This window comes from Proteiniphilum propionicum, from assembly GCF_022267555.1.
GTDB classification, from domain to species: Bacteria; Bacteroidota; Bacteroidia; order Bacteroidales; family Dysgonomonadaceae; genus Proteiniphilum; species Proteiniphilum propionicum.
Map to the genome: position 1 here is coordinate 3,051,854 of NZ_CP073586.1, position 12,778 is coordinate 3,064,631.

A 12,778-nucleotide genomic window follows, 5' to 3' on the forward strand; every position below is an offset into this window, starting at 1 on the left:
AATGATTATTAAATCTTTGTTCTATTCGAATAAAAAGGCAAAATGCCCGGGAATGTCTCCGGTATCCACTTTCCATTTCAACTTGCCGAATTTGTTGTAGCACAAAAGGGTTCCCGGCGTGACATAATCAATGGCATCGGTCACATAGATGTCTTTGGTAACGGGATTCACCTTCACTCCGTAGGGAATGACAATATCCTTGTCTGTGCCGTCTTTAATAAAGTTTCTCGACACTATTTCCTTGGTTTTTATATTCAATATACCGTAGGTAATGGTGTTTTTTTGAGTGTTGTGGCTCCACTCCACGGCATAGATGTAAGCCGAGTCTCCCACTATATCCAAGTTGCTGACCGCCATCTCGATGGTTTGAGTCACCTCCTCTCTGTCTAAGTCGATCACAAACAGCTTTGACGGTTCATTGTAGTAATCGCCCCTGCTGCTTACTATCAACTCATGGTAAGGGGTTTTTCGCAGGCGGTGCAAGTTGATGCCCACATCTATCTTCTTCTCTTCTTTAAATGTCTCCAAATCGATAACCGATACCGTGCGGTCGTAATTGGGAAACATATACCCTCCCGAGTTGGCAACGTATATCTTGTTGTTTGCGATTACTAACTCTTCGGGCTGGTAGCCTACATTTACCGTACGTAGCACCTCAAGTGTTGCGGTATCTATTTCGGCGACATAGCCCACGCGGGCGTTTTGGTCGAATTTTACCGGAGCCACGTAGGACGAGGCATACGCTTTTCCGTTGTGGAATTTAATATAGCGCACATTGGGTATTTCGATTTTACCGATATGTTTGGCGGTTTTGGCCTCCATCACTTCAATGTAATTGGATACATTGATGACCGCATACAGCTTGCTTCCATAAATTTGGATGTCGTTTCCCACATCCCCTAATTCTTTAACAATAAAGGGATTTGCCTCGGCATATATATTTCTGTGGTATATACCCGTTGCGAAGTCGAAATAATCGAGGCTAGCTTTGTTACTACCCATGTTTCCCTCGTTTAAGAGGTAAAAACCCTTTAAATTTCCCGTATTCTCTTCACCTAGGCTTGTTTGGGTTTGTGAAGAGTGGAGGATCTCATACTCTTCCCTGCATCCAAGAAGAATCAGCATGAGACTGATAAGTATGAATTTTTTTCTAGCCATATCCGCTTATATCATAAAAGTTACAGTTAGACGATAATTTCTTCCCGGCATCGGGTAATTGAGCACCACATCGTAGTGTTGATTCAACAGGTTGTTAATATCCAAAGCAGCCCGTAAACCTATTCTGCGGCAAACGGCGGAAAAATCTTTCCTGATACTTATATCACTTGTGTACCACGGTTGCATGTGGCTGTTTACATCGTTGTACTTGGCATTGTATCTCTCTCCGGTGTATATAAAACTGTAATTCACTCCCCAGTTTTTGTAGTCAGCCGAAAAGATGATTGAACCGCTATGGCGCGGGATATACACAATTTGGTGTTTATAGTTTTTCGCTTTTTCATCGGTTATGTCCAACGCCTGTTGATAAGTGTAATTCAGTCTCAAGGAGGCAAACAGCTCATTGATGGGTTCCACAGTCGTGTTTGTGTTTATCTCCATCCCTTTTATTTGCACTTTCCCTAAATTCAGCATCATCCAACGAAACATGTTACCTGCAGGAACAGCCACAATTTTATCGTCTATCTCATTATAATACACATCGGTTTGCAGATAGATCGTTTTAAAAACGGACTCTTTAGGCGATACGGTATAATTGAGACCAATGTTATATTGGGTGGCGTACTCGGGATTTAATACCGAATTTCCGATAAAGGTGTAATACAAGTCGTTAAAAGTGGGTATCCTGAATATTTTTTTATAGAAGCTTTGCAGGTATAATTGGTGCTGCTTGAATGGCTTAATGGAGAGGATAACCGCCGGAGTGTAGATGTCCTTTTTGGGAGCGGCTTTGTTCATCTTCACCTTCTCGCGGACAAATGTTCCGAGCAGGCTTGCCTGGAGGGTGAGCCTATCAAAAGAGAACTCTCCCGCGGCGGCGGTTAAGATTGTGTGACGCGTGGGGTTGGCGAAATTAACCAAGTTTGCCTTCATCTTATTCAATTGATAGTCGGCGGAGAGATTGAAGCGCAGCCATCTGGCAATTACGAACTTGTTAGCCGAGGAGATATAAAAATCGTGCTGCAGGTATTTATTGTCCACATATAACGGGCTTGTCCACTCGTTGTCAATATAACGCGTATAGTCGTTGGCATATTTCGCGTTTAATTTTAGACTGTATATGTTGTTGAACTTTTTCCTGAATTTGCTTTGAATGAAAAAGTTTTCATCGTGCAAGCGTTGCCCGTGTTCAAAAACATTCTTCACGATAGGACCGGGCAACCCTCTGTGCGATTTGTAAAAATAGCCGTGCAGATCCCATTCGCCATCGTTCAATGCTTTGTAAAGGGAGCTCTCTAATCGGCAGGCTTTGATGTCACCGTTTTTTCGGATGGCTACGGTATCGTATGCCACTGTCTTGTCTTCAAACACTCTTTTGTAACGAAAAGGATACTTCCCGTGTGAATAAATCCATTCGGCATTAAAGTTAAAGGCATAATCGGCAGGCAGTTTTTGTTCTATCAAGAGCGAGGGGTTGACAAGTCCGAACGACCCTGTTTTGAACGTGAAACGCGCATGGGTTCTCTTTCCCCTATCGAATGTGGGGCGTTTGGTCTGTAAATAGATCGTTCCCGCCGACCCGAAGTCTTTGGCCGGTTGAAAAATATCGCTCTTTTGTCCATTATACAAAGTGACTTGTTCTATATTATCCAATGAGAATTTACCCAAGTCTATTTGTCCGTTTTGTGCGTTCCCCAACTGAATCCCATCATAGAAAACGCCCATGTGGTTCGTACCCATACTGCGGATATTCACGGTTTTTAATCCCCCCAATCCTCCATAGTCTTTGATCTGCACGCCGGAAAAGTAGCGGATGGCATCGGCCACGGAAAAACTGCTTAGCTTTTTCAACTCCTTGCCCGATAGTTTTTGGCCGGGTATCACCTCTTTGGGAGCATCAGCCGTAACCACCACTTCGGGTAAGTGATGCAAACTGTCGAGTTTATTTTGAGCGAACGTTTTCCCTGCCGCAACCTGAAAACAGATTGCAGCAAAAAGAGTGGTTTTATTACATATATTCATCTTACCGAAAATTTAGCTTTCGGAAAGTGAGATTTGGAAGTAGAGTTAACACACAATTGAAGTGTTCTTGTAAACAGAGTGACCCAAATAAAGAAAAACGGCTGTAACGCATGTTTGTTCTTCAAGCTCCAATCCCCGAAAGCTATTAAACGTCAATGAATTTGGCAGGTCTTCTGACTTACTCCCGTGTCTGAACGCCTTCCCATCCCCAGGGGGACAGTGGCAATTGAGGTATTTGTTCGGCACGTAAGCGGAGCTTACAGCAGCGGGTCTGTTCAGGATTTTCACCTGATTCCCTTTTCATTGTTCACTTCGAAGCCGTGTGAAGTGAGCAATACCAAAATTCTATGCAAAGTTAAAATTATATTTTTACATACGAAAAGGTTTAAGGTAAGATTTCCAGAAAATATATGGCACCTTTTTGACAGTCTTTTTGATTATCATTAAAATATTTTATCAGGTATTTAATGATAACAGTCCGGTAAAATAGTGCCGAGAAGCCATGTAATCCATTAATTAGCAACTAAATAGATCTATCCAAAACTCAGTAGTACTTTTTACTATTGCCGCCTGCCTGGCTAAGGCACGTATAACATGCAATAGTTCAAGGCAGAGGAAGAGGAAGAGGAAGAGGAAGATCCATAATACCTTAAAATCCCTCTATCACTCCCGTATAAAAACCCTTAAGACACCTGTTATCATTAAGAGCCAGAGAATATTTAAGGTTACAGGTGCCAGCCCCGTCAAGAATGCGGATCTTAACATTTCCACTCTGGAAACCGTTTCTGCTTGAACGATTACCTGTATATAGGATATTGTCTGCTTTTCCCTTCACACTCCACTCACCTTTAGATAAAGGTATAGTGAAAAGGGTGTCTTTCATTGTTTCGGGAAAGGACAGTTCTATAAAAAAATTACTTTCGGACGAGTCGCCATTTGAATACAAATAAAATATAAACGAACCGTCGGATCTGATTGATTTTGAATTTCTGATAGGAATTTTCTGATCACCCAGAGTGAAATAATTATTGTTGCTTATTCCCATCTCTTCACCCAATTGGTCGCATGCTGTTACAAGCACTAAAAGGGCAGTCAATAATGTGCAAACAATTTTTTTCATAATTTAATTGCTTTTTTGTTTGTATGATAATTGTTTTTCAGTTTGCTACGTAATATTTTGAACATTTAATATAAATCAAACTCACGGAAGTAGTTTATTACAGAAAAATGCAATAAATGAATTTTGATATTCAATGTATTATAAATATAATGAATTTGATTCAATATATCAGGAGCCAGACTCTATGTTTATATTTTTTTGTAATGTAACTAAATAATAATTGAATTATTTAGATCTTTAGTTTTAGTATTTTTATGTGCTTTGTTGAATATATCCGGACAATGATCGCGCATACTCAAAGCCGGAATATTTTATTTTACTGTTTCCTGCTTTCCAGATATTTTATCAACGCCTCGCTTTTTTCCTTCTCCAGCTTGAGCTGCTCAATGTTTAGCAAAAGTCTGGAAAGCTCAAAGGATTGGGAAATCCCTTTTTTTGAAGCATTACTGAGTGTAACGTTGATGGTGCGATTGCCTATAATATGCACTGTCAATGGCTCATCTTGAAAAGTATAAATAAACTGTGCCACTCCATTTTCGTCTGTTCCGCTATATCGAACTATCTCATAGTTCCTGTCAATTGTGTTAAATCGATAATTCAGCCCATCAGAGGTCACAGCAAGAGTTTCTGCAAAACTGCCATCGCGTGAGGTGACTCTTATTTTATTATGTTTTATTCCACTGCCCAAAACTATGCTCTCTATAAAAAAGACGCCCTTTTCCCGCACTCCCGAACGAAGCCCGTTCCTGTTTAAGGAGCTATGATAGGGATAGGACTTGGGATAATACTCTCCAAACTCCTGGTAGCGGCCGTCTCTCACATAATCAAATTTTGTGAGCATCTCATTGAGCGAGTCATAGCTTTCACGAAGCATTGAATCACAAAATACAATATTTCTTATGTTCTCGGACATTCGTATTTGTTGCATAAGAGAAAAACCGGCATTAATCTCATCAAAAGATTTAGGATAGAGCATTTTTATGCTGTCTATCTTCAACTTAGCCAGTGAATAGTTCCCCTCTTGATATGCGATAGCTGCATCTGAAAGATATTTTTTTGCACCGTTGCCTCCGGAACAGGAGATTAAGAGAACATTGATAAACAATAAAATATGGGTTCTAAAATAAAAACGCATCATTAATAATATATTGAATGTACGATTATAACCCCGTTATCGACTTATATCTTGCAAATTTACTAAATATATTCATCATAAAAAGCTGTTTTGAAGTACAATTATTGTAATTTTGTAATTTGTAACAGATAATTGGCTGATGGAAAATAAATTACACAATAGTTATTCTAGGCCGTAAAGTTTAAAAACCAAAAGGTTATGGATATATCTCATGAGGAGATACTGTCATATTTAGATAAAAAAATTTTTAGGATTATTTCAAGTGCTGCAGATGAAATGGAGCTGGAGTGCTATTTAATCGGAGGATACGTACGAGATTTTTTTCTCTTCCGCCCATCGAACGATATAGATATTGTGGCAGTGGGAAAAGGAATTGAACTGGCTCAATTGGTAGCTAAAAAACTGGGGAAAAATACAAAAATTACTGTTTTTAAAAACTTCGGTACAGCACAGATAAAGCATAAAGGGTACGAAATTGAGTTTGTAGGTGCCAGGAAAGAGTCGTACAGCCACGATTCCCGAAAGCCGATTGTGGAAGAAGGCACTCTTGAGGACGACCAGAAGCGGCGCGATTTTACCATTAACGCCATGGCTTTCTGCCTTAATAAAGAGCAGTATGGGAAGTTGGTTGACCCGTTCGACGGCCTTAGTGATCTGGATAATCTGATTATAAAGACACCTCTTGATCCTGACATCACCTTCAGTGACGATCCGTTGCGTATGATGCGTGCCATTCGTTTTGCATCACAACTTGGATTTGATATTTTTCCCGATACGTTCGATGCCATAATCCGAAACAGGGAGCGTATTCTTATAGTATCGATGGAAAGGGTGGCTGATGAGCTCAATAAAATTATATTGTCACCCAAACCTTCTGTCGGATTTATTTTACTGGATAAAACAGGATTGCTGGATATCATCTTTCCTGAACTAACAGAGCTGAAAGGAGCGGAAACCAAGGATGGGGTAGGGCATAAAGATAATTTCTATCATACACTTGTTGTCCTTGACAATATTGCAAAGAATACCGATAATCTTTGGCTGCGATGGTCGGCATTACTTCACGACATAGCCAAACCGGCTACCAAACGATGGGATCCGAAATTGGGATGGACATTCTACAACCATAACTATTTTGGTGAAAAAATGATCCCTAAAATCTTCCGGAGAATGAAACTTCCGCAAAATGAGAAGATGAAATATACGCAGAAGATGGTTTCACTTCATATGCGACCCATGCAGCTGGTAGAGGAAGAGGTTACCGACTCGGCGGTTCGCCGGCTCCTTTTCGATGCGGGTAACGACATTGATGATTTGATGATGCTGTGCGAGGCTGATATAACTTCAAAGAACCCTGAAAAGGTAAGGCGGTTCCTGAACAACTTCAAAATTGTAAGGAGAAAGCTTCAGGAGATAGAGGAGAAAGACAGGGTACGCAACTTCCAGCCTCCTGTTGATGGCAAAGAGATAATGGAGGTGTTCGGACTTCCGCCGGGACGTGAGGTGGGATTGCTGAAATCGGCTATAAAAGAGGCTATCCTCGATGGTGTAATACCCAATGAACATGAAGCAGCCTTCCTTTTTATGATGGAAAAGGCCAGCGAACTCAATTTGAAGCCGATTAACATTGATCATAAAAAAGGTCAGCAGGAGCAGTAAATGTATTATATACCACTGCACTACCGTTACATATAGCTATTGCATATAGCAAGTACAAGTACAAGTACGAAAGTTTTTTTAGGTTATTATATTATTTAAATTGTTTATTAGATGGAAGTTAGTTCAAAATTTTGGGTTGGGTTTATCATCCTGATCATTACCCTTCTTTCCCTTGACATGTTTGTTTTTCACAAAAAAGGAGAAGTCGTAAATATAAAAAAAGCATTATGGTTAAGTCTGTTCTGGATTGGTTTTGCACTTATTTTTAATGTTGGAGTCCTGTTTATCTTCGGTAAAGAACCTGCCTTGGAGTTCCTTACTGCATATCTGATTGAAAAGTCGCTGAGTATTGACAATCTTTTTGTTTTTATTCTCATATTCACCTCGTTTAAGATCGATTTCAGGTATCAGCATGATGTACTTTTCTGGGGAATCATTGGAGCTCTCATTTTCAGGGCGATATTTATCTTTGCCGGTATCACGCTTATTGAAAGGTTTGCATGGATTATGTATCTGTTCGGCGGATTTCTGGTTATAACAGGAATAAAGATGATTACAGACCACCTCAGAGAAAAGGCAGGAATAAAAAAGGAAAAAGAGAAGGATCTGAATAAAAGTTCATTTGTGAAATTTATCCGCAGAATTTTCCCCGTGACTGACGACATGTCAGAACCAAAATTTTTCACAAAGATTGATCATAAAATGGTTGCAACACCTTTTTTTCTTGCGCTTCTTGTAATTGAGATGACCGATCTGGTATTTGCGATAGATTCAATTCCGGCAGTGCTGGCAGTCTCTACCAATATGTTTATCGTTTATACATCCAATATTTTCGCTATTCTGGGCCTTCGCTCACTATATTTTGCTCTAAGAGGAGTAATGGACTATTTCATTTACCTGAAGTATGCGCTCAGTGCCATCCTTGTTTTTATAGGCAGCAAGATGATTATCAACCACTATTCTGATGCCAATGGCACGGAATTTTATATTCCAACTGCTATGTCGCTTCTCATTATCCTTTTTTTGATATTGATATCTGTTGCAGCATCGATTATAAGGAGTAAACAAAAACAAAAGATTGCTGTAACAAAGAAGTTTGATAAATGAAAAATTAAGTTTATTTCCCTTAATATTTTCCATTCTATCCTGTTTTATGCAATTAATTTTATTACTTTGCAGTTTATTTGGAAATGGGCTCTTTTGTTGAATTTTCGCCTCTCGTTATTGCAATCACCTATGTCTAACAAAAAAAAAGTATCCACGGCAAGATTCCTGAATGCAAAAATAACATCAACAATCAGTATTTCGCTGGTTTTGGTGTTGTTGGGTATTACTATTTTAATTCTGTTCATGGGGAATGAGATGTCGAAATTCCTGAAAGAGAATATGAGTTTTAGCGTAATGCTCTCTTCCAATGTAACAGATTCACAAATAAGCGCTATCAGGAAAAACCTCGATGGACAACCATTTGTAAAATCATCGCGTTTTATTAGCAAGCAAGAAGCAAAAGAACAGCTTATTAAAGATCTGGGCGAAGACCCCGAAGAGTTACTAGGGTACAATCCTGCACAAGACTGCATTGAGATTTTTCTCCATTCGGAATATGCCAATAGCGACAGTATTGCCGTTATAAACAAGTTGGTCAGGCAAAATACCAATATAACTGATCTGCTTTATCAGCAGGAGGCGATAGATCTTATCAACAACAATCTTGCCAGGGTTATGACTGTGTTGCTCATTCTGGCAGCTGTGCTCCTTTTCATATCATTCACACTTATTCGGAATACAATCAGGCTAAGTGTCTATTCAAAACGATTTCTTATCAATACAATGAAACTGGTAGGTGCCACAGGCGGTTTTATAAGAAAACCATTCGTAATAAGTAATATTTTCACCGGTTTGATTGCCGGAATTATTGCGGACCTAATCATTTTATCGCTGATAACCTACTTCGGTAAAGAGTACGCTGAGATTCAATCTGTTGTACCTTTTTCCGGTTTGTCTGTAATTTTCGTCATTGTGATAATACTGGGTGTGATTATTTCCACCGTAGCTACCGCTTTTGCTGTAAACCGATATGTGAAAATGAGTTCTGACAAGCTTTATTATGTATAAATTTTAAAATATAATATGTCTAATAAAAACGTAGCCCTAAGTAAAAAAAACCTGATCATATGCGGCATTGCTGTTTTGCTTATTATTATCGGATTTGTATTGATGACCGGCCCATCAACATCTTTCGAAAACGGTTTCGAATCCGAAATTTTCAGTGCAAGGCGCATTAAACTTGCTCCCGTTGTATGTCTTGCCGGATTTGTACTGATGATAGTAGGTATTTTGTATCCTACGAAAGAGTATAAAAGTGAAAAAGAAAAATAATCACTTGGAACATCGTACAAAAACATCATCTTCATGAGTATTTTAGAAGCGCTCATTATTGCTGTAGTGGAAGGGCTAACTGAATTTCTGCCTGTGTCATCTACCGGTCATATGATTATAACCCAGGCGTTGCTGGGAATGGAAATTACCCCTTTTGTGAAAGCCTTTACTGTAATTATTCAGTTTGGTGCTATATTGTCGGTAGTGCTCCTCTACCATAAACGTTTTTTTCGCCTCAGGCCTGTTCATATATCCCAAAAAGAGGATGTTGCCGGAGCGAAGGCAGGAAAAAAAGTATTGAACCGGCTCACTCAGTTCGTTTATAAATTCGATTTCTACTGGAAATTGTTCATTGCTGTTATTCCTGCTGGTGTTATAGGGTTGCTTCTTAGTGACCGGATAGATGCTTTGCTGGAGAATGTGACAGTTGTGGCTGCGATGCTTGTACTGGGAGGGATCCTCATGCTTTACGTGGATAAATGGTTTGACAAACCGTCAGAAGACCAGGAGATGGGATGGAAGAGGGCATTGAAGATAGGTCTTTATCAATGTATTGCCATGATACCCGGCGTATCACGTTCAATGGCAACCATTGTAGGAGGTATGACAACAAAGCTTTCCCGGAAAAACGCTGCTGAATTTTCTTTTTTTCTGGCTGTACCAACTATGGCGGCAGCATCGGGTTACAAACTGTACCAGCTGATGAAAGACCCTATCAGTGCCGAAATGCTGAAAGAAAACATGCTGTTGCTGACAATCGGCAGCATGGTTGCATTCATTGTAGCAATTTTTGCCATAAAATTCTTTATTAATTTCCTCACCAGATACGGATTCAAGGCATTTGGCGTATATCGAATAATTGTCGGTGGTATTTTGCTGGTGCTAATTTTTTCAGGTGTAAGCTTAAGTATGGTGTAGCAATATGGATTTTATCGAAGGTGAAATTTTACATATCGATAAACCTCTTCACTGGACATCATTCAGGGTTGTTCGTGTTGTTCGTGCAAAGCTGTGTCAAAAGCTGAAGATAAAAAAATTGAAGGTTGGTCATGCAGGCACACTCGATCCATTGGCGACCGGTGTAATGACAATCTGTACTGGTAAAAAAACCAAACTTATAGAGGAGCTGCAGTCACAGACAAAAGAGTATATTGCAGATATCCGTCTTGGAGCAACTACACCGTCGTTCGATCTTGAGACGGAAATAGATGCAGAATACCCTACACAGCATATAACAAAGGAAATGGTGGAGAAAACTCTTCTTCGTTTCACAGGATCTATAGAACAGGTACCACCTCTGTTTTCGGCTGTTAAGGTTGATGGTAAAAGGGCTTACGAATTTGCCAGAAAAAATGAAAATATTGAACTAAAACCCAAATTATTGGTTATAGATAGTATCGCATTGATTTTTTACAATATGCCGTACATCACTATCCGTGTAGTCTGCAGCAAGGGTACTTATATCAGGGCACTGGCCAGAGATATTGGAGAAGCTTTGAACTCAGGTGCTCACCTTACAGGGCTTGTACGCACGAGGGTAGGAGAGATTACGTTGGATAAATGTTTGAAAATGGACGAATTGGACCATTTTATAGACGAGAATGTCCAGCAATAAGATGATATTTAGATTGACTATAAAATATAATTGATACAGGATTTATTTAACTTATGAAACTTTCGCAATTCAAATTTAATTTGCCGGAAGAACTCATTGCGAAATACCCTTCTTTTCATCGCGATGAAGCCCGGCTGATGGTAGTACACAGAAAATCGGATAAACTGGAGCATGTAGTTTTCAAAGATGTTCTTGACTATTTTAATGAAAAAGATTTTTTTATCTTTAACGACACTAAGGTTTTTCCTGCAAGACTGTTTGGTAACAAAGAAAAAACAGGTGCAAAGATTGAGGTTTTTTTATTGAGAGAACTTAATCCCGATCAGCACTTGTGGGATGTGCTGGTAAATCCGGCACGAAAAATAAGAATCGGAAACAAACTCTATTTTGGAGAAAACGAAGAGCTTGTTGCTGAGGTGATTGATAATACAACATCGCGTGGACGCACACTGCGATTTCTTTATGACGGGCCATACGATGAGTTTAAATGCCAGCTGTTTGCAATTGGGGAAACACCAATACCTGAATATCTGGAGCGAAATGCTGTTCCCGAAGATATGGAAAGGTACCAGAACATATTTGCCAGAAACGAGGGGGCTGTTGTTGCTCCTGCAGCCGGGCTGCATTTCAGTCGCGAGCTGATGAAGAGGATGGAGATAAAGGATATTGAGTTCGGTTTCCTCACTCTACATAACGGTCTGGGGGCATATCGCATGATTGATGTGGAGGACCTCACTAAACATAAGATGGAATCGGAACAGATGATCATTTCAGAAGAGTTGTGCAGTAGAGTAAACAAGGCAAAGGATGAAGAGAGAAGCATTTGTGCAGTAGGCACATCTGTACTACGCGCTGTGGAAACCACTGTAAGCACCGACGGGCATTTGAAGCCAAGGAGCGGTTGGACAAATAAGTTTATTTTTCCTCCTTACGACTTCACACTAACAAACAGCCTTATCACCAACTTTCACCTGCCATACTCCACGCTGCTAATGATGGCTTGCGCATTTGGAGGCTACGAAAAAATAATGGAAGCATATGAGGTGGCAATTGAAGAAAAATATCAATTTGGCGCATATGGTGATGCCATGCTGATAATAGATTAACTATACATATTGCAATAGTTGGAGCAGGTATGGAATACTCTCTTTTTTTAGCCCTAGGCTCAAACCTTGGTGATAAACAAAAAAATATTGAGGATGCTTATCAAAAAATTGAAGAGCGGATTGGAAGAATATGTTCCTTCTCCGCTCTTTATATTACAACACCAGTTGATTTTCAGTCGGAGAACAATTTCATCAACTGTGTATGCGAAGTGGCAACATCTTTAGAGATTGATAGTGTATTCTCAATAACACGGGAGATTGAAATAGAAATAGGTAGAACTGCAAAAAGCAGTAATTGCAGATATGTCGACCGTTTGATTGATATAGACCTGATTCTTGCAGGAGATTTGGTTATTAATACTCCCGGCCTGGTAGTTCCTCACCCAAGGTTTCATACACGCAGCTTCGTTCTCGAACCGCTATGTGAAATAGCCCCAGAAGTAATCCATCCGGTATTGGGAAAAACAATACAACAGCTGAAAAATGATTTGAAACTCCTTTAGTCTGATATTCTCTAGAAAATAGTTTTTTAATGGTTACAGTGTTAATAGATGAGTCTCCTCCGATAAGTCTTTTTTCTTGAA

At 39.6% G+C, this 12,778-nt stretch carries 12 protein-coding genes and 1 riboswitch; of the genes, 8 read left to right on the top strand and 4 right to left on the bottom strand.

What is annotated here, in order from left to right:
- Positions 1 to 21 precede the first annotated feature (21 nt).
- The 4 genes from KDN43_RS12695 to KDN43_RS12710 form a co-directional block, all read right to left on the bottom strand.
- A complete protein-coding gene (locus KDN43_RS12695) occupies positions 22 to 1,158 on the bottom strand; it encodes a YncE family protein (protein WP_238866648.1) in 1,137 nt (378 codons plus the stop codon).
- 6 nt (positions 1,159 to 1,164) lie between these two features.
- Positions 1,165 to 3,180, bottom strand: coding sequence for a TonB-dependent receptor (locus KDN43_RS12700; protein ID WP_238866649.1), 2,016 nt, complete (start codon positions 3,178 to 3,180; stop codon positions 1,165 to 1,167).
- A gap of 146 nt (positions 3,181 to 3,326) precedes the next feature.
- A riboswitch (cobalamin riboswitch) is annotated at positions 3,327 to 3,537 on the bottom strand.
- Between the two features lie 292 nt (positions 3,538 to 3,829).
- Positions 3,830 to 4,300 (bottom strand): hypothetical protein, encoded by a 471-nt coding sequence (locus tag KDN43_RS12705; RefSeq protein ID WP_238866650.1) that lies wholly within the window; start codon positions 4,298 to 4,300, stop codon positions 3,830 to 3,832.
- A gap of 316 nt (positions 4,301 to 4,616) precedes the next feature.
- Entirely contained in the window at positions 4,617 to 5,438 is an 822-nt protein-coding gene (locus KDN43_RS12710; protein WP_238866651.1) for a hypothetical protein, read from the bottom strand.
- Between the two features lie 195 nt (positions 5,439 to 5,633).
- Here KDN43_RS12710 and KDN43_RS12715 point away from each other — a divergent pair, with 195 nt between their 5' ends.
- The 8 genes from KDN43_RS12715 (at position 5,634) to folK (ending at position 12,697) form a co-directional block, all read left to right on the top strand.
- Positions 5,634 to 7,094 carry a CCA tRNA nucleotidyltransferase gene (locus KDN43_RS12715; RefSeq protein WP_238866652.1) on the top strand — a complete coding sequence of 487 codons (1,461 nt, stop codon included), beginning with the start codon at positions 5,634 to 5,636 and terminating at the stop codon, positions 7,092 to 7,094.
- Between the two features lie 111 nt (positions 7,095 to 7,205).
- A complete protein-coding gene (locus KDN43_RS12720) occupies positions 7,206 to 8,201 on the top strand; it encodes a TerC family protein (RefSeq protein ID WP_238866653.1) in 996 nt (331 codons plus the stop codon).
- A gap of 129 nt (positions 8,202 to 8,330) precedes the next feature.
- Positions 8,331 to 9,209: a cell division protein FtsX gene (locus KDN43_RS12725; RefSeq protein ID WP_238866654.1), complete on the top strand. Its 879-nt coding sequence runs from the start codon at positions 8,331 to 8,333 to the stop codon at positions 9,207 to 9,209.
- 15 nt (positions 9,210 to 9,224) lie between these two features.
- The gene (locus tag KDN43_RS12730; protein WP_238866655.1) at positions 9,225 to 9,473 is read left to right on the top strand and encodes a DUF3098 domain-containing protein; all 249 of its coding nucleotides are present in this window, start codon (positions 9,225 to 9,227) and stop codon (positions 9,471 to 9,473) included.
- A gap of 33 nt (positions 9,474 to 9,506) precedes the next feature.
- A complete protein-coding gene (locus tag KDN43_RS12735) occupies positions 9,507 to 10,391 on the top strand; it encodes an undecaprenyl-diphosphate phosphatase (RefSeq protein ID WP_238866656.1) in 885 nt (294 codons plus the stop codon).
- Between the two features lie 4 nt (positions 10,392 to 10,395).
- Positions 10,396 to 11,088, top strand: coding sequence for a tRNA pseudouridine(55) synthase TruB (gene truB, locus KDN43_RS12740; RefSeq protein ID WP_238866658.1), 693 nt, complete (start codon positions 10,396 to 10,398; stop codon positions 11,086 to 11,088).
- A gap of 53 nt (positions 11,089 to 11,141) precedes the next feature.
- On the top strand, positions 11,142 to 12,194 hold the full coding sequence (gene queA, locus KDN43_RS12745) for a tRNA preQ1(34) S-adenosylmethionine ribosyltransferase-isomerase QueA (RefSeq protein ID WP_238866660.1): 1,053 nt from the start codon (positions 11,142 to 11,144) through the stop codon (positions 12,192 to 12,194).
- A gap of 29 nt (positions 12,195 to 12,223) precedes the next feature.
- Entirely contained in the window at positions 12,224 to 12,697 is a 474-nt protein-coding gene (gene folK, locus KDN43_RS12750; RefSeq protein ID WP_238866662.1) for a 2-amino-4-hydroxy-6-hydroxymethyldihydropteridine diphosphokinase, read from the top strand.
- The last annotated feature ends 81 nt before the right edge of the window (positions 12,698 to 12,778 follow it).

Bases quoted from the DNA above. Each gene is read 5' to 3' on its own strand.
- KDN43_RS12695 (WP_238866648.1), bottom strand. From the start codon at position 1,158: ATGGCTAGAAAAAAATTCATACTTATCAGTCTCATGCTGATTCTTCTT.
- KDN43_RS12700 (WP_238866649.1), bottom strand. From the start codon at position 3,180: ATGAATATATGTAATAAAACCACTCTTTTTGCTGCAATCTGTTTTCAG.
- KDN43_RS12705 (WP_238866650.1), bottom strand. From the start codon at position 4,300: ATGAAAAAAATTGTTTGCACATTATTGACTGCCCTTTTAGTGCTTGTA.
- KDN43_RS12710 (WP_238866651.1), bottom strand. From the start codon at position 5,438: ATGATGCGTTTTTATTTTAGAACCCATATTTTATTGTTTATCAATGTT.
- KDN43_RS12715 (WP_238866652.1), top strand. From the start codon at position 5,634: ATGGATATATCTCATGAGGAGATACTGTCATATTTAGATAAAAAAATT.
- KDN43_RS12720 (WP_238866653.1), top strand. From the start codon at position 7,206: ATGGAAGTTAGTTCAAAATTTTGGGTTGGGTTTATCATCCTGATCATT.
- KDN43_RS12725 (WP_238866654.1), top strand. From the start codon at position 8,331: ATGTCTAACAAAAAAAAAGTATCCACGGCAAGATTCCTGAATGCAAAA.
- KDN43_RS12730 (WP_238866655.1), top strand. From the start codon at position 9,225: ATGTCTAATAAAAACGTAGCCCTAAGTAAAAAAAACCTGATCATATGC.
- KDN43_RS12735 (WP_238866656.1), top strand. From the start codon at position 9,507: ATGAGTATTTTAGAAGCGCTCATTATTGCTGTAGTGGAAGGGCTAACT.
- truB (WP_238866658.1), top strand. From the start codon at position 10,396: ATGGATTTTATCGAAGGTGAAATTTTACATATCGATAAACCTCTTCAC.
- queA (WP_238866660.1), top strand. From the start codon at position 11,142: ATGAAACTTTCGCAATTCAAATTTAATTTGCCGGAAGAACTCATTGCG.
- folK (WP_238866662.1), top strand. From the start codon at position 12,224: ATGGAATACTCTCTTTTTTTAGCCCTAGGCTCAAACCTTGGTGATAAA.